Source organism: Plantibacter sp. MDV22-iso1 (assembly GCF_058408345.1).
On record NZ_JBZVDY010000002.1, the window covers coordinates 615186 to 635248 of the forward strand.

A 20063-nucleotide genomic window follows, 5' to 3' on the forward strand; every position below is an offset into this window, starting at 1 on the left:
AGCACCTCCACCGGTCCCTGAGCTTGTCGAAGGGCCCCACACGACCAGCCCACCGCCGCCTCCGGAACGGAACCACATGACCTCCGCCACCACCTCCTCCACCACCGCCCGCCCGGTCGGCTTCGCGGCCGCCCGGGAGCTGCTCCTGCCACTGTTCGCCGAGATCCAGGCAGGCGCCGTGAAGCGCGAACTCGAGCACCGGCTCCCGCGGGACGAGGTGCGGAAGCTCGCCGCCGCCGGATTCGGCGCACTCCGGGTCCCCGCCGAGTTCGGCGGTTCGGGACTCACCTTCCCGGAGTTCACCGAGCTCCTGATCGAGCTCGCGGCGGCGGACTCGAACCTCCCGCAGATCTTCCGCGGCCACATCGCCCTCGTCGAGGACCAGCTGGTCGCGGCCCCGAGCGACCGACGCACCGCCTGGCTCGAGCGCTTCGTCGCCGGTGAGATCGTCGGCAACGCCTGGAGCGAGGTCGGCTCCGGCGCACTCGGCGTCTCCGGAACGGTCGTCACCGAGCGCGACGGCCGCTACGTCGTGAACGGCCGCAAGTTCTACACGACGGGCAGCATCTACGCCGACTGGACGGACGCCACCGCGCGCCTGGTCGTCGACGGGCAGCCCGACACCGAGGTCACCGTGCTCGTCCGCACGAACCAGCTGGGTGTGACGATCGCCGACGACTGGGACGGCTTCGGCCAGCAGCTCACGGGCACGGGGACGATCGTGTTCGAGGACGCCGTCGTCGACGCCGACCAGCTGCACCCCTTCACCGACCGGTTCCGCTACCAGACGGCGCTCTATCAGCACGTGCTCATCGCCGTGCATGCGGGGATCGCGGCGGCGGTCGAGCGCGACGCCGGGGAGCACATCCGTGCGCGCACCCGCGTCTACACGCACGGGCTCGCGCCGCTCGTGAAAGACGACGGGCAGATCCAGGCGGTCGTCGGCGAGATCTCGTCGATCGCCTTCGTCGCGAAGCAGACCGTCCTCGGAGTCGCCGCGGCGATCGAGCGTGCGTCGGAGACGGCCGCCGACCGGGATTCCGCGGACGACCTGCAGGCGAACATCGAGGCCGAGATCCGCTCCGCCCAGGCGCAGGTGGTGCTCTCGGAGCTTGTGCCACGCGCCGCGACGCTGCTCTTCAACACGCTCGGGGCCTCGGCCGTCAGCCGCGCGAGCGCCCTCGACCGCCACTGGCGCAACGCCCGCACGGTCGCGTCGCACAACCCCGTGATCTACAAGACGCGCATCGTCGGCGACTGGTCCATCAACGGCACCCCGCCGCCCTTCGTCTGGGCCGTCGGCACGGCCAAGCCGGAGTAGGCCGCCGCGGCACGAGAACAGGACATCCGCCCGAGAGCAGGACATTCCACGTCGAAACGTCCGGTTCTCGGGCGGATGTCCTGCTGCCGAGCGGGCGGGGGTCAGCGGCCGGCGAAGGCGCCGCGGTAGGCGCGCAGCGGGTGCGTCTCCGGGAGGGTGGGCTCCGCACCGAAGAGCTTCTCGCGGAGCGTGCCAGGCGCGTACTCGCGCTGGGCGAGACCGCGCTCCTGCAGCACCGGCACGACCTCGTCGACGAAGACCTCGTAGGAGTGCGGAATCATCCAGTTGGCGACGTTGATCCCGTCGATCCCGGCCGCCCGCCACTCGGCCAGGTGGTCGGCGATCTGCTCCGGCGTGCCGACCACACGGCCTCGCAGCTTCGCGGTGAGCTTCGCGAGGTCGCGCACGGTCGGCTCGCGATCCGGCGAGAGGGCCTTCAGTGCCTCGAGCATGCTGTGCCCGCCCTGGGTCTCGACGTCCTTCAGCGGGGTGTCCGGGTCGATCGGCTTCCCGGTCGCCTGGTCGGTGCCGAGGTTCGAGTGCGCGAGGAACGCGTCGGCCGACAGGAGTTCGTCGTACTCCGCCTCGATGCGCTTCGCCTCCTCCTCGGTGCTGCCGACGATGAACGACATCGCCTGCCAGAACTTGACGTCGCGCGGGTCGCGGCCGGTCTCGGCGACGAGCGCCCGTGTCGACTCCGCGGACGCGCGCGCCGCCTCGATGCTGGGCGCCATCATGAACTGCACCTCGGCGTAGTTCGCGGCGAACGCCTTCCCCGCACCGGACGAGCCGGCCTGGAACAGGAGCGGCGAGCGCTGCGGCGACGGCGACGACAGGTGCGGGCCTTCCACACGGTACCGTTCGCCGACGTGGTCGATCCGGTGCACCTTGGTGGGGTCGGCGAAGACACCGCTGGCCTTGTCGGCGAGGAGTGCGCCGTCGTCCCACGACCCCTCCCAGAGCTTGCCGACGACCGCCACGTACTCCTCGGCCCAGGCGTACCGCTCGTCGTGCTCGACGAGACGGTCGAGCCCGTAGTTGCGCGCGGCGTTCTCGAGGAAGCTCGTGACGATGTTCCAGCCGACCCGCCCACCGGACGCGTGGTCGATCGTCGAGATCTTCCGCGCGAAGGTGAACGGGTGCTCCTGCAGGATCGACGAGGTGAACGCGAGGCCCAGGTGCTCGGTGCTGATCGCCAACGCCGACAGCAGCATGGACGGATCGTTGCTCGGCAGCTGCATGCCCTCACGTGCGTTCACGTCGAAGGACGCCCCGGCGCCGCCGTAGACCCCGACGACGTCGGCGAAGAAGATCGTGTCGAACCGACCCCGCTCGAGCGTCTTCGCGAGGTCGACCCAGAGGTTCACGTCGTCGAAGGTGTGCTGCTTCGCGTCCGGGTGGCGCCAGAGGCCGTGCTGCATGTGGGAGCCTGTGTTCATCACGAAGGCACCGAACTGGAGGCGGGAGGACTGATCGGCGGTCATCCCCTCACGCTACCGGCAGCGGCTCAGCCGAAGGTGCCCTCGACGTCCTGGTCGGTACCGGAGGTGTTGATCGAGTAGTCGACCGGATATCCGGAGGGACTCGTCCCGGCAAGCGCCGGGTCCTGCAGGATGGCGACGATCGCGGCGCCCTGCTCAGGCGTCACGTCGGTGATCCAGAGCTTCGGTTGCGTCGTCACCTCGATCTCGACGCCGGGGGTGGCCTCGACCACGGCGAGGATGGCGTCGACCATCGGCACGCTCAGCTCGCTCGGGTCGTCCGCCATGGAGAAGCGTTCCGGTACGCGGTAGTGCGCGCCGTCCGGGTAGATCGCCCGGAGTTCCCTGACCGCAGCGGGAAGGGTGTCCATGGAGAAGACGGTGATGAGCGGTGCCCCCTCCGTGACGGCGATCGACACCTGCAGCCGCTCCGTCAGCATCAGCCGCTGCAGTTCGTCGGCGAGCTCGTCGATGCTCTGATCGCTCGGCACGAGCTGTACTCGCCACGGACCGCGCGGCGGATCCTGTTGCTGGGCCAGCGAGGTCGGGTCGGCCTCCCGCTGGATCACGACGATCGCGATCCCCTCAAGCTCCTCGCCGGCCCGCTTCGCCGCGTCTGCCGCGCCGAGCACCTGCCCGACGCCGGCGTCGAGCGACATCGTCACCGTCGCACCGTGACCGACGACCTCGATGTCGGCGATCCCGTCGATGTCGGCGAGCGCCCGCGTGAAGCCGTCCACGGCTTCGGAGCGCTGCGCCGCGGCCACCTCCTGCGCGGGCGGCGGGCGGAACGCGCCGGTCGACGCCACGATCACGGCGACGACGACGAGTCCGGCGAGCCCAGCGGTCACGACCCGCACCCGCCGGCGGCCGATGGCGAACGTGAGGAGCATGATGACCGCGGCGACCATCAGCACGGGGATGCCGTAGGCGATGAGCCCGAAGAGGAGGAAGGCGAGCGCCGATCCCAGGTTGGCACCCAGCCACGTCCACGGCGAGATCCCGAAGATCACGAGGACGCCGAAGCCGATCCCGGCGCCCACGACCGCCGTCAGGCCACCCAGGTAGGCGAGCCCGCGAGAGGGCGTCACACGACGGATGACCTCCATCACGGGTTGGACGATCACGAGCATGACGCCGACGGCGACGAGGATCCACCCGCCGAGCGAGCCGAGCATCTGGTACCAGAGCTCCGCTTCCGACGGTCCGCCGAGCACGATCGGTGCGTCCGGGCCGTACGACCCGGTGGGCGCTTCGGGACGCAGACCCTGGCCGATGAGGTTGAACAGGGTAGTGATGACGCCCCCGACGCCGACGATCAGGACGGCCGAGACGGCGAGGTCGAGGGAGCGGGTGAGGTACGCGATCAGGAATGCGACGCGCGGCGATCGGCCGGCGGGGTACTGCGGGTCCGTTAACGCGTCGTCGGGCTCGGACGAGGTCGCCACGGTCGAGGTCGCGACGACGGGTCCGACGTCGCTCACCTCGGCGTCATCGCGCTCCGACGATGCCCCGGCTGCGCCCCCGTCGCTCATGGCTCCCCACTTCCGATGCGTCTCGATGACGCTCCCCCGGTCGCCAGTCTCGCACGGCCCTTCCGAGATGCTGCCGCGGCCGGGCCGGCCCCCGGTCAGCGCGCGCCGAGTGCGCGGAGCTGGCGCTGCAGGGCGACCTGCCGGTACGAGGTGTCGATCAACTCGGCGATGAGCGCCCAGTCGACGTCGTCGAGCGTGCGTGCGCTCTCGCCGTCGAGACCGGCGTCGAACGCGAGCTTGCCCGACGGGCCGTCGTACTTCGGCGACCAGAACCGCTCGTCCTCGAGCCAGGCGCCGCGCTCCTCCTCGGCCGGCGTGAACGTGATGCTGTGCGGGATGCGCATCTCCGACCCGACGGTCACGAACACACGCTTGCCCGCCTTGAACCGTGGGCGTCCGTGGCCGAACGTCTCGACGGACTCCGGGTAGGCGAGGCAGATCCGCCTGACGCGTTCGACGAACGGATCGTCGGGTTCGTGCACGATCGGATGCTCCATGCGCCGACGCTACTCCGCACGGGCGTCACGCGACAGTGCTCACCGGATGCGGTGCCCCGGGTGGGCGGCGTCGTACGCCGAACGCGACGCCGCGATCGCCGGCCGTTGCTCGAGCGACCAGTCGGCGAGCGTCTTGATCAGGTGGGAGAGCCCCGCACCGGACGGGGTGAGGGCATAGGACACCTGCGCGGGCACCGTCGGGTACACGGTCCGGTCGACGAGGCCGTCGCGTTCGAGGCGGCGGAGGGTCAGCGTCAGCATGCGCTGGGAGATCCCGTCGATCGCCCGCTGGAGCTCGCGGAACCGGCGGTCACCCGACACGAGCTCGACGACGACGAGGACCGACCAGGTGTCTCCGATGCGGTCGAGGACGTCCCGGATGCCGCAGTCCGGGTGGTCCTCCGTGCCGCAGGGTTCGAGGTCGGCGGTTACCGCGGTGTGCGTGAGTGACATGGAAGTGCCTTCTTGTGGGGCCGGAACAGGGGACGCAGACTCGTCCGAGTCATCAATCCGAACACCGAAAGGCCCTGAAATGATCCTCGTCACCGGAACCACCGGCCAACTCGGCGGCGCGATCGTCGATGCGCTCACCACCCGTGGGGCTGCACCGCTCGCGAGCAACCGCAGCGGACAGGGCGGCGCACGACGGATCGACTTCGACGACCCCGACACCGTCTCCTTCGTCGGGGTCGACACGCTCGTCCTCGTATCGGCGGGCGAAGCCGAGGACGACGTCGTGATCGCCCGACACGAGACGGCGATCACCGCGGCCGAGCGGGACGGGGTGCAGCACGTCGTGTACACGAGCCTCACCTCGGCCGGAGACCACCTCGCGTTCGCGCTCGCGCACCGGTGGACCGAGCGTCGGCTGCAGCGCAGCAGCCTGTCCTGGACGATCCTGCGGAACGGCCTGTACGCCGAACTGTTCGGGTCACTCCTGTCCTGGTCGGGCGACTCGCTCGGCTCGGCGTTCGGCGACGGGGCGCTCGCCGCCGTCGCACGAGCCGACCTCGCTGAAGCCGCGGCCGTCGTCGCGATGTCCCCGTCGGACCACGTCGGTCGCGGCTACGACCTCGTGGGCGAACCGATCACGGCCGCGCAGGTGGCCGACCGACTGGCCGTCCCACACCGCACCGTCTCCCTCGCCGAGCAGCGGACGGAGCTGGCTGAGGCCGCACTCAAGCCGTTCCAGCCCGCCATGCTGATGTCGATCTTCACCGGCGTCCGGCACGGATTCCTCGACGGCGCGGGCGACGACCTCCGAACCCTGCTCGGACGCGAACCGGCGGACACGGTCGCGGTCGCCGCCGCCTCCCTTCCGCCCCGCTGAGTCGCCCGGAACTGCACGAATCCGAGCCGAAACCGCGCAGTTCCGGGCGACTCAGCGCTCAGGCGGCTGGCAGCGCAGCACCCCGCAGCGGGACGGCGCGACGCCAGGTGGCCATCCGCCAGACCCACTCGACCGGCCCGTAGCGGTAGTGCCGCAGCCAGAGGCGACTGAGCACCGACTGCACCGCGATGAGCACGAGTGCTCCGACGCTCACCGCGGCCAGGTCGTCGATCTGCCGGAAGGGGACGAGCAGCCCGACGACGACGAACAGGGCGCTCGCGGCGAGGTAGTTGGTGAGCGCCATGCGGCCGAGGGGTTCGAAGACGGCTGCGAGGACTCGACGCACCGGTGTCTGCCAGAGCAACGCGAATCCGGTGACGTACACGACGGCCAGGATCCCGCCCGCGATCCCACCGGCGTTCGTGAACCGTGGGTCGCCGGGCTCGGTGGTCTGCCACACGATGGCCGGGACGGCGAGGGCCGTCGCCACGAGGAAGGTGATCCACACGGGCCGTCCGCCGGTGTCGAGCACCTTCGGCAAGCCGTACGCCGCCGCCCCCGCACCGGCGAGGAACAGTCCGGGCAGGGTGGTGAGGCCACCACCGGTGACCGCATACGCGGCGACGGTGAGCACGACGCCGGACCAGAGCAACGCCCAGCGCGGCAACCACAGCATGAGGGGGAGCATGAGGATCCCGCAGATCGCGTACTCGCGGAGGATCTCCCCCGGGTAGAGGAACCCGTGCGCGATCCCGATGAGGAGGAGTGTTCCGAGACGCAGCAGCATCGGGACGAGCGCGCCGGTGCCGCGGCGGCGGGCGGACTGGATCACCAGCATTGCACTCAGCCCGAAGAGGAAGGCGAAGATGGGGACGAACCGCGTCTGCACCGCGAACTCGAGCACGGTGTCCATGAGCGTCGACTGTCGTCGGTCGAACGGGATGTCGCTGCCGAGCCGTGTGATGTCGGGGACGTTGACGAAGAGGATCCCGACGAGCGCGAACCCACGGAGGGCGTCGATGAGGTGCCACCGACGCGATGAGGCGTCGTCGGTGGACGGGATCGGCGGCGCGGAGGAAATGTTGACCTGAGACATATATCACCAGTTCAGCAGCTGTGGTGGGGCACCGCATGCACCCACGGGATGACGTCCTGCCACCCGGGATGGAGATCGCCTCAGGCGGCCGGGGCCTTCGGGCAGTGCAGCTGCGTGCGCGGGCCGGTCGTGCGGTCGACGATGTGCTCGGACATGGCGTGGCCGCAGATCGGGCACCCCGACTGCGCGGCCGGCGGCAACGGCTCCTCGTTGTAGGGACCGAGGGGCGGCGGTCCGAGCACCTTCCACATGCGGCCGTTCACCCAGCCGTACAGACCACCGGCCTCGCGCACGGACTCCCGGAAGGATCGTTTCTCGCTCATATTGATGAGTGTACTAATCATTTGGGTACGATGGGACCGTGACCGCCAACAAATCCACCACCGTCGCCACGGCCGACGATCTGCTCCAGCTCGAGAACCAGGTCTGCTTCGCGCTCGCCGTCGCGTCGCGCAGCGTCATCTCGCTCTACCGACCGATCCTCGAACCACTCGGTCTCACCCATCCGCAGTACCTCGTGATGCTCGCGCTCTGGCAGCACAGCCCGCGCTCGGTCAAGGACCTCGGCGGGGCACTGCAGCTCGAGCCGGCGACGTTGTCCCCGCTCCTCAAGCGCCTCGAGACCGCAGGGCTCGTCCGACGCGACCGCAGCCGACTCGACGAGCGCGTCCTCGACGTCTCGCTCACCAGCGCCGGCCGTGAGCTCCGCACCCAGGCGGAGGCCATCCCACACCGGGTCATGAACGAGCTCCGCATGGACGCCGAGCACCTCACCCAGCTCCGCGAGATGCTCCACGCGGTGATCGGGGCGGCCACCACCGCGCCCGCCGTCACGGGTGCCGACCCGCTCTGATCGAGATCCCGGCACCCGGCGAGGTCGTCAGGCCTGCGACGAGGTCGTCGTCTCCGGTGCGGTCGCGGTCCGCGGGTTCCGGATGCCGACGAACGACACCACGCCTCCGACGAACATGAACACGGCGGTCGCCAGGACCACCCGCGGGAACCCGTCGACGCCGAGCGCGCCACCGGCGATGATGCCGACCAGGGCGATCGACACGAGGCCCGCGACGCGCGACACCGCGTTGTTGACCGCCGATCCGATGCCCGCATGGGCCGGGTCGATCGATCCGAGGATGCCCGCGGTGAGCGGCGCGACCGTGATCGCGAGGCCGAGACCGACGAGCAGGATGCCCGGGAACAGCTGCACCCAATAGTTCAGATCCTGCTGCGCACCCATCATCAGGAGGAAGCCGGCGCCGGCGATGATCGGTCCGACCGTCATGAACAGCCGCGGTCCGTGCTTGCCGGCCAGCTTGCCGAACCACGACGACAACGCGAGCATGACGAGCGTCGGCGGCAGCGTCGCGATGCCCGCCAGCGTGGCACTGAAGCCCGCCGTCTGCTGGATGAAGACCGCGATGGCGAAGAAGCCGAGCGAGAGGGCACCGTAGATGAAGACGGTCGCGATGTTGCCGTAGCCGAAGTTCCGCACGCGGAAGAGCGACAGCGGCAGCATCGGGTCGGGGTGGCGGCGCTCCCACCAGAGGAATGCGACGAACGACACGACCCCGCCGATGAGCGGCACGAGCAGCATCGGGCTCGACCAGCTGTAGCGCTCCTGCTCGATGAGCGCGAAGACAGGGCCGCCGAGCCCGACGGCGCCGAGCACCGCGCCGACCACGTCGATGCGGGGACGGTGCTCCGGCTCGGGTACGCGATCGGTGCGCATCATGAGCCACAGGGTCACGAGGATCGGGACGATGTTGATGGCGAAGATGAGGCGCCAGGACAGCGTGTCGACGAGCACGCCGCCGAGCAGCGGGCCGGTGATGCCCGCGGCTCCCGTCCACGCCGTCCAGGTGCCGATCGCCTTGCCCTGCGCGACGCCGCTGAAGGTCGAGATGATGATGGCGAGCGAGCTCGGGACGAGCAACGCGGCGGCACCACCCTGCAGCAGCCGCGCGATGATGAGCACCTCGGCGGTCGGTGCGACCGCGCACAGGATCGAGGTGACACCGAAGCCGATGAGCCCGATGCGGAGGATGCGGATGCGCCCGAACGCGTCGGAGAGCGAGCCAGCGAGCAGGATGAGCGACCCGAGGGTGATCAGGTAGGCGTCGACCACCCACTGCTGCACGATGAGCCCACCGCCGAGTTCCTCGGTCATCGCAGGGAGCGCGACGTTCACGACCGAGCCGTCGAGGAACGCCACGAACGAGGAGAGGATCGCGATCGTGAGCACGAGGCGCTGCTGGCGGGTCATGGGTTCAGGGTAGCCCCGCGGACCGACGTGTCGAGCGCGATCCCGAGGAAGCTCGACAGGCGTCGGAACACCGTCGACGACCGACGCCCGACGCCACGTCCTTCCCAGCCGACGCCCGTTCCGCGTTCATAGACTGGAGCCCATGGACGACCTGTGGTGGCTCCCCTCGCTCATCGTGTTCGGCGGCGTCGGCATCATCGTCTGGTTGCTCGTCACCCTGCTGCGGCGGCGCCATCCGAAGACCCCCGTCGCCTCCATCGACGACCTCCACCGCCGGGCGGGCATCGCCCTCGTCCGCACCGACGACGCCGTCCGCGAGGCCGAGGACGAGGTCGGATTCGCCGAAGCGGAGTTCGGACGTGAAGCCGCCCGCGGGTATGCCGCCGACGTCGCCTCGGCGCGCTCGGCGCTCGGGGAGGCGTTCCGGCTCCGTCAGTCGCTCGAGGACGAGATCGCCGACACGGAGACGCAGCGCCGCGCCTGGAACGAGCGGATCATCAGCGTCTGCGAGGACGTCGAACGCACGCTGAGCGCCCGGCTGCGCGGCTTCGACGAACGCCGTGGAGCGGAGCGCTCGGCCCCCGACCTCCTCGACCAGCTCGAGCGACGCATCGACCGCGCGCGCGAACGACTCACCACCACCGGCCTCGCGATCGCCTCCGCGGCCGAGCGCTATGCGGCGAGCGCCGTCGAGGACGCCCGGGTACTTCGCCGGACCGCGCAGGACACGGTCGACCAGGCGACCGACGATGCGGCGACGACGAAGGATCGGATCGACACCGGCCGGCCGGCCGCCGCGGCACTGCACGCCCTGGGGCGCGAGCTGCAGCAGGCGGAGGACCGGTTGGACGCCGTCGAGCGTTCGCTCGCGGGCATCGCCGCGGCGGAGACCGAACTCGCCGCAGCGGGGCGTGAGCTCCGCACGGTGATCGCCGAAGCGGAGGCGTTGGGTGCGACGGTGGAACGCGCGGAGACGGCCGCCGTCATCGCGACCGCCGTCGAGCGGGCGAACCGCGCACTTCTGGAGGCGGAGTCGACCACGTCCCCGGACGGCGACCGCGTCCTGCCCGATCCGATGCGACGTCTCGAGGTGGTTCGTGCAGCCGACATCGACCTCGACGCAGCGCTCGCGACCGCCCGGAGCACGCAGCAACGTCTCGACAACGCACGCGAGGCGATGCGCGGGGCGCTGTTCACCGCGGACAGCAACATCCGCGTCGCCGTCGACGTGATCTCCGCGCACCGAGGCAGGGTCGGTGCCGACGCGAGGACCCGCCTCGCCGAGGCACAGCGGCAGCTCGCACTCGCGGAGGCGGCAGCGGTCGACGATCCGGTCGAGGCGCTCGACGCCGCCCGTCGGGCCTCTCGGATCGCCCAGGACGCGGACGCGCTGGCGCGATACGACGTCGGGTGACCCTCGGCCTCCGACGATGCGAGGCCGGTACTCAGAATTCATGTTCTAGAATATGAGTTCCGCTGCCGCATGCTATCGACCGTGCATCGCGCAGCCCTCGCCGTCGACTCCCCCGAGAGGACCCCGTGCCCAGCTCGTCCGCGCGCCAGCCGCTCTCCCCGTCCCCGATCTTCACAACGCTCACCCACGGGTTCGATTCCGGGACGGCGGGTACCGGCTCCGAGGAGCAGCGCTCGGCCGGAACGGCGACCGACCAGGGGTCAGCACTCGCCTCGGTCGACTGCCCGATCTTCGATCAGCTCGCGGGCCGTCGCCTCGCCCGCCGCCGCAGCAACTTCATCCACCCCGCCTGACCCCACCCTTCGACAAGCTCAGGGACCGGAAGAGGCGCGTCCAGGGACCGGAGGTGCGGAGCGCCGCAGTGTAGGGACGATCGCCCGTCCGTGCTGCGCGTTTACGTTTCATCTCGAACGGTGACGGTCCGCGGTAACGCAACGGGCGTCACTCCGCCTGCCTGTGGAGACTGGCTCCGTGCACGCACCAGTGCACCCACAGACAGAGCCGAGGACCATCATGAGTGAGCACACGGGACCAGAACCGAGCGAATTGCGGGCGTCGATCGCCTCCGGCAAGCGGAAGCGCCGAAACCTGCTGATCGGCGGTGTCGCGGTCGTCGCCGTCGCCGCGATCGCCGTCGTCGTCTCGGTCGTCGTCGGTGGCCAGAACGGGACCGCCGACGCGGCGACCGGTTCCGGCGCACCCGCCGAGCGCCTCAGCGTGAAGATCGCGGTGTCCGAGGACACGCAGTTCCAGGACGCCGTCAAGGAGGTCGCCGCCGAGAAGGGCCTCGACGTCGAGTGGGTGAACGTGAAGGACTGGGTCCTGCCCAACACCGAACTCGTCGCCGGCACCGTCGACGCGAACGCCTTCCAGCACATCCTCTACCTCTCGGCCTTCAACGCGGAGAACGACGCCGACCTGACGCCGGTGTTCTCGACCGTCATCACGCAGTGGGGGATCTTCTCGAAGACGCTCACCGACGTCGAGGACCTCGCCGACGGTGCGCGCATCGCGATCCCGGACGACCCGTCCAACGGCGGTCGTGCCCTGAACATCCTGGCTGCGGCCGGACTCATCGAGATCGCAGCGGACGCGGGGAACTTCCCGACGGTCGAGGACGTCACCGCGAACGACAAGAACCTCCAGTTCGTGCCGCTGCCGGCGACGAGCATCCCGCAGCAGTTCGACGACCCGTCGCTCGCGGCCGTCGTCGTCGGGACCTCCTACTTCGACCCGAGCCAGGGCATCACGAAGGACGACGCGCTCTTCCTCGACGACTCGCTCTCCGAGAAGAACCTGCCCTACGTCAACGTCATCGCCACCCGCGACGAGGACAAGGACAACCCGGCCTGGAAGATCCTCGAGGACACCTACGCCGACCCGCGCGTCGCCGAGGCGCTCGACGACGAGTTCGCCGGCAACTCGATCCTCGTGAAGGTTCCGGTGAAGGACCTCCGCGACAAGCTCGCCGAACTCCAAGCCGAAGCCGAGTAGGACGACGGCGGCCGATCATCGCCTCCCGCGATGACCGGCCGCCACCACGCAGTGGCCGTCCGGGGTCTCCCGGACGGCCCTCCCGCGAGAGGAGCAGGTGATGAACACAGCAATCGTCTTCGAGGACGTCAGCAAGACGTTCGAGGTGAAGGGCCGCGCCTTCGAGGCGCTGCGGAACGTCGACCTGACGGTCGACCGGGGCGAGATCTTCGGCATCGTCGGGTACTCCGGCGCCGGGAAGTCGACGCTCCTGCGCACCGTCAACGCCCTCGAGCGGCCGACGAGCGGGCGGGTGGTCGTCGAGGGCCTCGAGATCTCCGCGCTCGCCGGGCAGGCGCTGTACGCCGCGCGTCAACGGACCGGCATGATCTTCCAGCAGTTCAACCTCCTGGAATCTCGGACCGTCTACAAGAACATCGCCTACCCGCTCAAACTCGCGAAGGTGCCGGACGCCGAGATCCTCGACCGCGTCGAAGAACTGCTCGCGTTCGTCGGGCTGAGCGACAAGGCGCTCGCCTACCCGTCGCAGCTCTCCGGTGGGCAGAAGCAGCGGGTCGGCATCGCCCGCGCCCTCGCCACCCGCCCGGAGATCCTCATCTCCGACGAGGCCACCAGCGCCCTCGACCCGCAGACGACCGGCGAGGTCCTCGAACTCCTTCGGCGGGTGAACGAGGAGTACGGCGTCACGATCCTGCTCGTCACCCACGAGATCGACGTCATCCGCGAACTCGCCGATCGGGTCGCCGTCATGGAGGACGGCGAGGTGGTGGAGCAGGGCAGCGTGTACGAGGTGTTCTCGGCGCCACGCACCGCGACAGCGCGACGCTTCGTCTCGTCGGTGCTCCACCACATCCCCTCCGAGGAGGTGCTCGCGAAGATCCGAGCCGTGCACCACGGGCGCCTCGTCCAGCTGCACGTCGAGGACCGCGACACCAACCACCCGTTCCTCTCGCGGGTCGCCCGCGACAACGACATCGACTTCAACGTCGTGTTCGGCGGCGTCGACGAACTGCAGGGGCGACTGTTCGGCAGTCTCACGGTCGAGCTGCTCGGACCGGACGACCGCGTGGACGCCGCCATCGCGGGGCTCCGCGCCACGGCGACGGTCACCGCGATCGATCCGGCGTCGACCTCGCCGGTCCCTGAACCCACACCGGTCCCTGAACCCACACCGGTCCCTGAACCTGCACCGGCCCCTGAACCCACACCGGTCCCTGAGCCTGTCGAAGGGTATGAACCGCTCGCCGAGGACCCCGACACCCTGAAGGAGCACACCCATGCGTGACTTCGATCCCGACGCGTTCTTCCCGCGTCTCCTCAAGGCCATCGGGGAGACCGGCCTCATGGTCTCCGTGTCCTTCGCCGTCGCGACGGTCATCGGGATCCTGCTGGGCCTCCTGCTCTACGCGAGCCGGCCCGGCAACCTCCTGCAGAACCGCGTCGTGTTCGGCGTCCTGAACGTCATCATCAACGTCATCCGACCGGTACCGTTCCTCATCGTCGCGATCGCGCTCATCCCGCTCACACGGCTCGTGTTCGGCACCGGCCTCGGACCGCTTCCGGCGACGATCCCGCTCATCCTCGTCGCGAGCGTCGCCATCGGGCGCGTCTCCGAGTCGAACCTCGTCGCCGTCTCACCGGGCGCCATCGAGGCCGGCGCGGCCATGGGTGCGAGCCCCGTGCGGGTGCTGTTCACGATCGTCGTGCCCGAAGCGCTCGGCCCGCTCATCCTCGGCCTGACGTACATCCTCGTCGCTCTCGTCGATGCGACGGCCGTGGCCGGGGTGCTCGGCGGCGGCGGCCTCGGTGACCTCGCCATGACCTACGGCTACCAGCGGTTCGACTGGATCGTCGTCGGACTCGTGGTCGTCACGCTCGTCCTGCTCGTGCAGCTCGCCCAGTTGCTCGGCAACGTACTGGCGAAGCGGGTGCTGCACCGATGAGCGCCGACGACTTCGACTCCTTCCTCTCCGCCATCCGCGGCGGCGCCATAGCGCGCGAGACCGACCGGCGCCTCCTGTTCGACGAGGTCGCCGAACTGAAGCACCTGGGCTTCGCAGCAGCCAGGGTCCCCATCACATCCGGGGGTGGCGGACTCACCCTCGAGCAGCTCTTCGAGCGGCTCATCGACCTCTCGGCGGCCGACTCGAGCCTCGGGCACGTCTGGCGAGGGCACATCCTGTTCGTCGAGGCGCTGCTCGCCTCCCCCGACCACACCTATCGGGAGCACTGGTTCGCCCGGCTGAACGCCGGCGACCTGGTCGGGAACGCGCAGTCGGAGCGGCACGCGACCGCCCACCTCGAGACCGTCCTCGACCGCGACGGCGAGTCGCTCACGGTGACCGGCACGAAGTACTACACGACCGGCAGCATCTACGCCGATTGGATCTACCTGTCCGCGCTCGACGGAACCGACCGCGTCGCGGTGACCGTGTCCGCGCACGATCCGGGAACCCGCTCGGTGGACGACTGGGACGGCTTCGGACAGCCGTTGACCGGGAGCGGGACGACCACCTTCGACCGGGTACCGGTGGACCAGCGCGACCTCGTCGTCCACAGCGGCGACGCGGCGGCGTGGCACCGGACGGGCGCACTCCAACAGCTCATCCTGCTCGGTGTCGTCGCCGGCATCGCGCAACGCGCCCTCGAGGACACCGTCGACTACGTGCGCGCCAGGCGACGGACCGTCGGCCACGCGGGCGAGCACTTGCCACGCGAGGATCCGCTCGTGCAGTCGATCGTGGGCCAGCTGAGCGGCGTCGTGCACACGGCACGCGCGCTCGTCCTCGCGTCCGCTCGGACCCTGGACGGGCCGGCCACCGATCCCGACACCGCGCGTTCGGCGCTCCTGGAGGTCTTCCGCGTCCAGCAGGTCGTCCTCCCGCTCGTCCTCGACGCGCTCAGCCGCCTGTTCGAGGTCGGGGGTGCCTCCGCTGTCGGCCGGTCGACCGCGCTGGACCGGCACTGGCGGAACGTCCGGACGATTGCCTCCCACAATCCCGCCGTCCAGCGGTCGGCGGCGCTCGGGCAGTTCGAACTCAACGGCACCCTGCCCGAGTGGCAGGCTCCGGGGGCGCGGCCCGAGACCGAGCCCGTTCCGGCGGATGGAGAGCGGGCATGAGCGAGACGGCGACGGTCGACCGCGACCTGGCGCAGCGCTTCGCGCCGCTCTTCGACGAGCTCGGGCGGGACGCCGTCGCACGGGAGCGAGAGCGCCGGCTGCCGTATGCCGAGGTGGAGGCGCTCCGAGCGGCGGGCTTCACCCGCGTGACGCTGCCGCGACGGTACGGCGGCGAGGACGCCACGCACGGGGAGCTGTTCGAGCTCCTCGCCGAGCTGGCCAGGCGCGACCCGAACCTCGCGCAGCTGTTCCGCTCCCACTTCTCCTACATCGACCGCACCCTGCACACGCCGTCGTCGGCGGACCGTGAGGCGCGTCTGGCCCGACTGGCCGACGGAGCCATCGTCGGCAACGCGAGCCACGAGCGGTCGGCCGCGAAGGTGGGCTCGCTCGCCACCCGGCTCACCGAGACGCCGGGCGGTCTCCGACTGAACGGAACCAAGTTCTACAGCACGGGGACGCTGTTCGCCGACCTCGTCGGGGTCGCCGCTGAGCAGGACGGCGAGTTCGTCTCGGTGCTCGTGGAGACGGACGCCGCGGGTGTCGATCGGATCGACGACTGGACCGGGTTCGGCCAGCGACTGACGGGTAGCGGCACCACCGTCTTCACCGAGGTCCCCGTCGAACCGTCGACGGTGACCCGGCGCGAGCCGGAGCGCCCCTCGCATGGCGGCGCGTTCGTACAGCTGGTCCTGCTCGCGGCGGTGACGGGCATCGGCCGCGCGATCGTCGACGACGCCGGCGCGTTCGTCCGGACTCGGACCAGGACCTACAGTCACGGCGCGGCCGCGACCGCCCAAGCTGACCCGATCGTGCAGGAGGTCGTCGGCGAGCTGTCGGCGAAGTCGTTCGCCGCCGATGCCGCACTGGCCGCCGCGACGACTGCACTCGGTCGTTCGAGCGCGGCGATCCTCGGAGCCGACCCGGATCTCGTCCAGGAACGGATCGCCGACGTCGAACTCGCGACGGCGCGCGCGCAGCTGGTGATCCTGCCCGCCGTGCTCGACGCTGCGACCGCCCTGTTCGACGTCGGCGGTGCGAGTGCCGTCGAGACGCACCGGGCGCTCGACCGGCACTGGCGGAACGCCCGTACGATCGCCTCGCACAACCCGTCCCGCTTCAAGGCGAGGGCGATCGGCGACCACGTCGTGAACGGGACACCGATCGCCTCCTGGTGGAGCACCGGCGAGGCCTGACGCCCCACCGGTCACGCCCTTCGACAGGCTCAGAGACCGGGGCGAAGTGCTACTTCAGCCCGGAGAACGCCAGCCCGTCGATCACCCGGCGCTGGAGGACGATGAACAGGATGAGCACGGGCGCCATCGCGAGGATCGACGCCGCCATCATCACCGGGTAGTCCGTCGTCTTGTCGCTCGAGAGCGTCGCGAGACCGGCGGCGAGCGGCATGGAGTTGGCGTACGTGGACACCACGAGCGGCCAGAGCAGTTCGTTCCACGACCACAGCACGGTCGTGATGGCGAGGACGCTGATGCTGGGCTTGGCGAGCGGCAGCATGATCTTCCAGAAGATCTGGAAGGGTCCGGCGCCGTCGATCCGCGCCGCCTCCTCGAGCTCCGTCGGCAGGTTCAGGAACGCCGTCCGCATGAGGAAGGTTCCGAACGCGCTGAACAGGCCGGGTGCGACGATGCCGAGCGTGGTGTTCAGCCACCCGAAGCCCTGCACGATCTGGTACTGCGAGATGAGGTACGCCTGCGACGGCACCATGAGGATCGACAGCGTCACGGCGAGCAGCACCGCGCGTCCGCGGAACCGCATCCGTGCGAACGCGTACCCCGCCATCGTGCAGAGGACGATCTGCGCGAGCGTCCTGATCACCGTGATGACGATCGACGTGCGCAGCTGATCGAGGAACGGAAGACGCTCGAACACCGCGGCGTAGTTCTGCCACTGCAGTTCGGCCGGCCAGAACGTGGGGACCACGCTCTGCACCTCCGCGTTCGTCGACAGCGACATGATGATCTGCCAGATGAACGGGAACGCCATGATGAGGCCACCGACGCCGAGCACGATATGGGCGACGACGTGCGACCCGCGCCGCTGGCCGGGCCGACCGACCTCGCGGCGTCGCGCGGACGCGGCGGACGGACGACCCGATCCCGGAACGGTGACGGCACGGGTGGTGAGCGGTGCTGTGGCGGTGAGTTGCTCAGTCATTGTTCACCCATCGTTTCTGGAGCCGGAACTGCAGGAGCGTGACGAGTCCGATGATCAGGAAGATCACGATCGCGATCGCCGCCGCGTAGCCCTTGTCGTTCTGGACGAAGCCCTGGTCGTAGAAGAAGTAGACGAGCGACATGCTCTTCGGGAGCACCGGGTTGGTGCTGCCGAGGATCGCGTACAGCAGGTCGAAGAGCTGGAAGCTCGAGATCACCGTGATGATCGTGACGAAGAAGATGCTCGGGGTGAGCAGCGGCACCGTGATCGAACGGAACTGCCGCCACCGGGTGGCGCCGTCGAGCTCGGCCGCCTCGTAGAGCTCCGGCGCGATGTTCTTGAGTCCGGACGCCAGGATGATCATCGAGAAGCCGAGCGACGACCAGAGACCGACGATCGCGACGGCGAACATCGCGGTGCCCGGCGTGCTGATCCAGTAGGGGCCGTCGACACCGACGAGCGACAGCGTGTAGTTGAGGATGCCGAAATCACCGTTGAAGATGATGCGCCAGACGATGGCCACGGCGGTCGGCATCGCGACGTACGGCAGGAAGAAGAGCACCCGGTAGAAGCTCGCGAACCGCAGGCCGGGGAGGTTCAACAGGCTCGCGAGGTAGACGGCGATCGGGATGCCGAGGAGCACCACCGCCGTGTAGATCAGCGTGTTGCCGAGGGAGGCGTAGAGCCGCGGGTCGGCGAACAACCGGACGTAGTTCTCGACGCCCGTGAACGTCGTTCCGCCGAAGACGCCCCACTCGGTGAACGAGTAGTAGGCGGTCTGGATCATCGGCCAGATGAAGAAGACGCCGATGCCGGTGAGGAGCGGGAGGACGAAGACCCACGGCCAGGCGCCGTCGCCGCGGGCGGCACCCCGCCGGGCCACGCTCCGCGAGGAGCGTGGCGCCGACGGGGTGCGCAGCACGGTCTGACCGGTCACTTCTTGGCCAGCGCGGCGTTCATCTGCTCGGCGAGATCCTTCGCCACGTCGGCGACCGGCTTGTCACCGCTGAACGCGTCGGGCAGGAGCTCGACCTCGAGGGCGTTCCAGGCGGCGGTGTTCTCCGACACCGGCAGCGGCTTGGCGTAGTCGAGAGCGTCGAGGAAGACCTGCAGGTTCATCGTCGGGTAGGAGTCGACGAACGACTGCTGCGTACCGGTGTAGGCGGGGATGACGGCGCCGAGGTCGCCCTGCTGCTGCTGGGCCTCCTCGCTCGCCAGGAAGACCTGCAGGGCCTGTGCAGCCTGCTTGTTCTTGCTCGCCGACGCGACGACGTTGGAGACACCGTGGATGACCGTCGCCTGCTCCTTGCCGGTCGGCAGCGGGAAGGCCTGGGCGGTGGCGGCGACGTCGGACTCACCGACGAGTGGACGCAGCCAGCTGCCGCCCCAGTACATGGCGAGCTTGCCGGAGGTGAACCACTGGTCGGCCGGCGTGTCCGTCAGCTGCTGGATGCTGGGCGAAGAGCCGTCCGCGATGAGGTCCGTCCAGAACTGGAGCCCTTCCTGGGCCTCGGGGCTGTCGTACTCGGACTCGGTCTGGTCGGCGTTGATGACCTCGCCACCGGCCTGCAGGATCGTGTTGTAGTAGGTGGTCTGGCCGTCCATGCCGCCGGCGGCACCATAGACGCCCTGGTCCTTCAGCTTCGTCGAGATCTCCTGCGCGGCGGTGTCGAAGTCGTCCCAGGTCCAGCCGTCGGCGGGCAGCGCGACGCCGGCCTGCTCGAAGAGCGCCGTGTTGACCCAGACACCGATCGTGTCGAAGTCCTTCGGCACGCCGTACTGGGTGTCGTCCAGCGAGTACAGCTCGTTCAGGGCCTCCGGGTAGTTCTTCGGGTCGATGTCGCCGGCCTTCACGGCCCCGGTGATGGGCTCGATCTTGCCGTTCGCCGCGTAGACCTGGAAGTTCGGCCCGTTCAACCAGAAGAGGTCGGGCAGGGTGTCGCTCGAGGCCTGCGTCTGGAGCTTCGACCAGTACGAGGCCCAGGGTGTGACGTTCACGTTGACCGTGATGTCGGGGTAGACCTTGTTGAAGGCCTCGATGTTGGCGTCGATCGCCTCGACCTGGGCCTGGTCCCAGACGCCGTAGGTGATCTCGGCCTTGAGGTCCTTCGGGGCGGCGGCGTACTCGCCACCGGTGGCGCCCCCGCCACCGGTGCTGCAGCCGGCGGTGAGCGCGGCGGCGGCGAGGAGGCCGATGCCGCTGAGGACGGCGCGGCGGCGGGCGCGACCGCCGGATGCGGTGTTGCGGTTCATGAACGGCGAAGGCATGACTGGAG

Annotated in this window: 20 protein-coding genes; 10 read left to right on the plus strand and 10 right to left on the minus strand. The window is 69.7% G+C overall.

Annotation, left to right across the window (positions count from 1 at the left end; translation table 11 throughout):
* Positions 1 to 76: 76 nt before the first annotated feature.
* Positions 77 to 1321 (plus strand): acyl-CoA dehydrogenase family protein, encoded by a 1245-nt coding sequence (locus AC4PMY_RS13580; protein WP_491622981.1) that lies wholly within the window; start codon positions 77 to 79, stop codon positions 1319 to 1321.
* Positions 1322 to 1422: 101 nt separating this feature from the next.
* Here the strand turns inward: AC4PMY_RS13580 and AC4PMY_RS13585 are convergent, their stop codons facing one another.
* The 4 genes from AC4PMY_RS13585 to AC4PMY_RS13600 all read right to left on the minus strand — a co-directional run bounded on the left by AC4PMY_RS13585 (position 1423) and on the right by AC4PMY_RS13600 (position 5287).
* Entirely contained in the window at positions 1423 to 2805 is a 1383-nt protein-coding gene (locus AC4PMY_RS13585; protein WP_079003454.1) for an LLM class flavin-dependent oxidoreductase, read from the minus strand.
* Positions 2806 to 2828: 23 nt separating this feature from the next.
* On the minus strand, positions 2829 to 4337 hold the full coding sequence (locus AC4PMY_RS13590; RefSeq protein WP_079003455.1) for a hypothetical protein: 1509 nt from the start codon (positions 4335 to 4337) through the stop codon (positions 2829 to 2831).
* Positions 4338 to 4432: 95 nt separating this feature from the next.
* Entirely contained in the window at positions 4433 to 4834 is a 402-nt protein-coding gene (locus tag AC4PMY_RS13595; protein ID WP_079003456.1) for an MmcQ/YjbR family DNA-binding protein, read from the minus strand.
* 39 nt (positions 4835 to 4873) lie between these two features.
* Positions 4874 to 5287, minus strand: a complete 414-nt coding sequence (locus tag AC4PMY_RS13600) for a winged helix-turn-helix transcriptional regulator (protein WP_079003457.1) — start codon at positions 5285 to 5287, stop codon at positions 4874 to 4876.
* Positions 5288 to 5366: 79 nt separating this feature from the next.
* Here AC4PMY_RS13600 and AC4PMY_RS13605 point away from each other — a divergent pair, with 79 nt between their 5' ends.
* Positions 5367 to 6164 carry a Rossmann-fold NAD(P)-binding domain-containing protein gene (locus tag AC4PMY_RS13605; RefSeq protein ID WP_079003458.1) on the plus strand — a complete coding sequence of 266 codons (798 nt, stop codon included), beginning with the start codon at positions 5367 to 5369 and terminating at the stop codon, positions 6162 to 6164.
* A 58-nt stretch (positions 6165 to 6222) separates the two neighbouring features.
* Here AC4PMY_RS13605 and AC4PMY_RS13610 read toward each other — a convergent pair whose 3' ends face one another.
* A complete protein-coding gene (locus tag AC4PMY_RS13610; RefSeq protein WP_491622982.1) occupies positions 6223 to 7260 on the minus strand; it encodes a DUF418 domain-containing protein in 1038 nt (345 codons plus the stop codon).
* 80 nt (positions 7261 to 7340) lie between these two features.
* Positions 7341 to 7583 (minus strand): hypothetical protein, encoded by a 243-nt coding sequence (locus tag AC4PMY_RS13615; protein WP_064296841.1) that lies wholly within the window; start codon positions 7581 to 7583, stop codon positions 7341 to 7343.
* A gap of 38 nt (positions 7584 to 7621) precedes the next feature.
* Between AC4PMY_RS13615 and AC4PMY_RS13620 the strand changes: the two genes are divergently transcribed.
* Positions 7622 to 8113, plus strand: a complete 492-nt coding sequence (locus AC4PMY_RS13620; protein WP_079003460.1) for a MarR family winged helix-turn-helix transcriptional regulator — start codon at positions 7622 to 7624, stop codon at positions 8111 to 8113.
* Positions 8114 to 8140: 27 nt separating this feature from the next.
* Here AC4PMY_RS13620 and AC4PMY_RS13625 read toward each other — a convergent pair whose 3' ends face one another.
* Positions 8141 to 9523, minus strand: coding sequence for an MFS transporter (locus AC4PMY_RS13625; RefSeq protein ID WP_491622983.1), 1383 nt, complete (start codon positions 9521 to 9523; stop codon positions 8141 to 8143).
* A 142-nt stretch (positions 9524 to 9665) separates the two neighbouring features.
* Between AC4PMY_RS13625 and AC4PMY_RS13630 the strand changes: the two genes are divergently transcribed.
* From AC4PMY_RS13630 to AC4PMY_RS13660, 7 genes are all read left to right on the plus strand, one after another.
* The gene (locus AC4PMY_RS13630; protein ID WP_491622984.1) at positions 9666 to 10937 is read left to right on the plus strand and encodes a coiled-coil domain-containing protein; all 1272 of its coding nucleotides are present in this window, start codon (positions 9666 to 9668) and stop codon (positions 10935 to 10937) included.
* A gap of 125 nt (positions 10938 to 11062) precedes the next feature.
* A complete protein-coding gene (locus AC4PMY_RS13635; RefSeq protein ID WP_491622985.1) occupies positions 11063 to 11290 on the plus strand; it encodes a hypothetical protein in 228 nt (75 codons plus the stop codon).
* A 220-nt stretch (positions 11291 to 11510) separates the two neighbouring features.
* Positions 11511 to 12491, plus strand: a complete 981-nt coding sequence (locus AC4PMY_RS13640; RefSeq protein WP_079003463.1) for a MetQ/NlpA family ABC transporter substrate-binding protein — start codon at positions 11511 to 11513, stop codon at positions 12489 to 12491.
* Positions 12492 to 12591: 100 nt separating this feature from the next.
* The gene (locus AC4PMY_RS13645) at positions 12592 to 13776 is read left to right on the plus strand and encodes a methionine ABC transporter ATP-binding protein (RefSeq protein WP_491622986.1); all 1185 of its coding nucleotides are present in this window, start codon (positions 12592 to 12594) and stop codon (positions 13774 to 13776) included.
* Entirely contained in the window at positions 13769 to 14434 is a 666-nt protein-coding gene (locus tag AC4PMY_RS13650; protein WP_079003465.1) for a methionine ABC transporter permease, read from the plus strand. The genes AC4PMY_RS13645 and AC4PMY_RS13650 overlap by 8 nt, the downstream gene beginning before the upstream one ends.
* The gene (locus AC4PMY_RS13655; protein WP_491622987.1) at positions 14431 to 15612 is read left to right on the plus strand and encodes an acyl-CoA dehydrogenase family protein; all 1182 of its coding nucleotides are present in this window, start codon (positions 14431 to 14433) and stop codon (positions 15610 to 15612) included. The genes AC4PMY_RS13650 and AC4PMY_RS13655 overlap by 4 nt, the downstream gene beginning before the upstream one ends.
* Entirely contained in the window at positions 15609 to 16808 is a 1200-nt protein-coding gene (locus AC4PMY_RS13660; RefSeq protein ID WP_121292327.1) for an acyl-CoA dehydrogenase family protein, read from the plus strand. Before AC4PMY_RS13655 ends, AC4PMY_RS13660 begins: the two co-directional genes overlap by 4 nt.
* Before the next feature lie 49 nt (positions 16809 to 16857).
* On the opposite strand, the gene AC4PMY_RS13665 is transcribed toward AC4PMY_RS13660, so the two are convergent.
* The 3 genes from AC4PMY_RS13665 to AC4PMY_RS13675 are packed head-to-tail and all read right to left on the minus strand — an operon-like array spanning position 16858 to position 20055.
* Complete coding sequence (locus tag AC4PMY_RS13665) at positions 16858 to 17787, minus strand: carbohydrate ABC transporter permease (RefSeq protein WP_079003468.1); 930 nt, start codon at positions 17785 to 17787, stop codon at positions 16858 to 16860.
* Complete coding sequence (locus tag AC4PMY_RS13670; RefSeq protein ID WP_079003469.1) at positions 17780 to 18724, minus strand: carbohydrate ABC transporter permease; 945 nt, start codon at positions 18722 to 18724, stop codon at positions 17780 to 17782. Before AC4PMY_RS13670 ends, AC4PMY_RS13665 begins: the two co-directional genes overlap by 8 nt.
* Complete coding sequence (locus AC4PMY_RS13675) at positions 18721 to 20055, minus strand: ABC transporter substrate-binding protein (RefSeq protein WP_254628459.1); 1335 nt, start codon at positions 20053 to 20055, stop codon at positions 18721 to 18723. Before AC4PMY_RS13675 ends, AC4PMY_RS13670 begins: the two co-directional genes overlap by 4 nt.
* Positions 20056 to 20063 lie beyond the last annotated feature (8 nt).

What these genes read in the sequence shown, in the direction of transcription:
- AC4PMY_RS13580 (WP_491622981.1), top strand. Translation starts at nt 77, where the DNA reads ATGACCTCCGCCACCACCTCCTCCACCACCGCCCGCCCGGTCGGCTTC.
- AC4PMY_RS13585 (WP_079003454.1), bottom strand. Translation starts at nt 2,805, where the DNA reads ATGACCGCCGATCAGTCCTCCCGCCTCCAGTTCGGTGCCTTCGTGATG.
- AC4PMY_RS13590 (WP_079003455.1), bottom strand. Translation starts at nt 4,337, where the DNA reads ATGAGCGACGGGGGCGCAGCCGGGGCATCGTCGGAGCGCGATGACGCC.
- AC4PMY_RS13595 (WP_079003456.1), bottom strand. Translation starts at nt 4,834, where the DNA reads ATGGAGCATCCGATCGTGCACGAACCCGACGATCCGTTCGTCGAACGC.
- AC4PMY_RS13600 (WP_079003457.1), bottom strand. Translation starts at nt 5,287, where the DNA reads ATGTCACTCACGCACACCGCGGTAACCGCCGACCTCGAACCCTGCGGC.
- AC4PMY_RS13605 (WP_079003458.1), top strand. Translation starts at nt 5,367, where the DNA reads ATGATCCTCGTCACCGGAACCACCGGCCAACTCGGCGGCGCGATCGTC.
- AC4PMY_RS13610 (WP_491622982.1), bottom strand. Translation starts at nt 7,260, where the DNA reads ATGTCTCAGGTCAACATTTCCTCCGCGCCGCCGATCCCGTCCACCGAC.
- AC4PMY_RS13615 (WP_064296841.1), bottom strand. Translation starts at nt 7,583, where the DNA reads ATGAGCGAGAAACGATCCTTCCGGGAGTCCGTGCGCGAGGCCGGTGGT.
- AC4PMY_RS13625 (WP_491622983.1), bottom strand. Translation starts at nt 9,523, where the DNA reads ATGACCCGCCAGCAGCGCCTCGTGCTCACGATCGCGATCCTCTCCTCG.
- AC4PMY_RS13630 (WP_491622984.1), top strand. Translation starts at nt 9,666, where the DNA reads ATGGACGACCTGTGGTGGCTCCCCTCGCTCATCGTGTTCGGCGGCGTC.
- AC4PMY_RS13640 (WP_079003463.1), top strand. Translation starts at nt 11,511, where the DNA reads ATGAGTGAGCACACGGGACCAGAACCGAGCGAATTGCGGGCGTCGATC.
- AC4PMY_RS13645 (WP_491622986.1), top strand. Translation starts at nt 12,592, where the DNA reads ATGAACACAGCAATCGTCTTCGAGGACGTCAGCAAGACGTTCGAGGTG.
- AC4PMY_RS13650 (WP_079003465.1), top strand. Translation starts at nt 13,769, where the DNA reads ATGCGTGACTTCGATCCCGACGCGTTCTTCCCGCGTCTCCTCAAGGCC.
- AC4PMY_RS13655 (WP_491622987.1), top strand. Translation starts at nt 14,431, where the DNA reads ATGAGCGCCGACGACTTCGACTCCTTCCTCTCCGCCATCCGCGGCGGC.
- AC4PMY_RS13660 (WP_121292327.1), top strand. Translation starts at nt 15,609, where the DNA reads ATGAGCGAGACGGCGACGGTCGACCGCGACCTGGCGCAGCGCTTCGCG.
- AC4PMY_RS13665 (WP_079003468.1), bottom strand. Translation starts at nt 17,787, where the DNA reads ATGACTGAGCAACTCACCGCCACAGCACCGCTCACCACCCGTGCCGTC.
- AC4PMY_RS13675 (WP_254628459.1), bottom strand. Translation starts at nt 20,055, where the DNA reads ATGCCTTCGCCGTTCATGAACCGCAACACCGCATCCGGCGGTCGCGCC.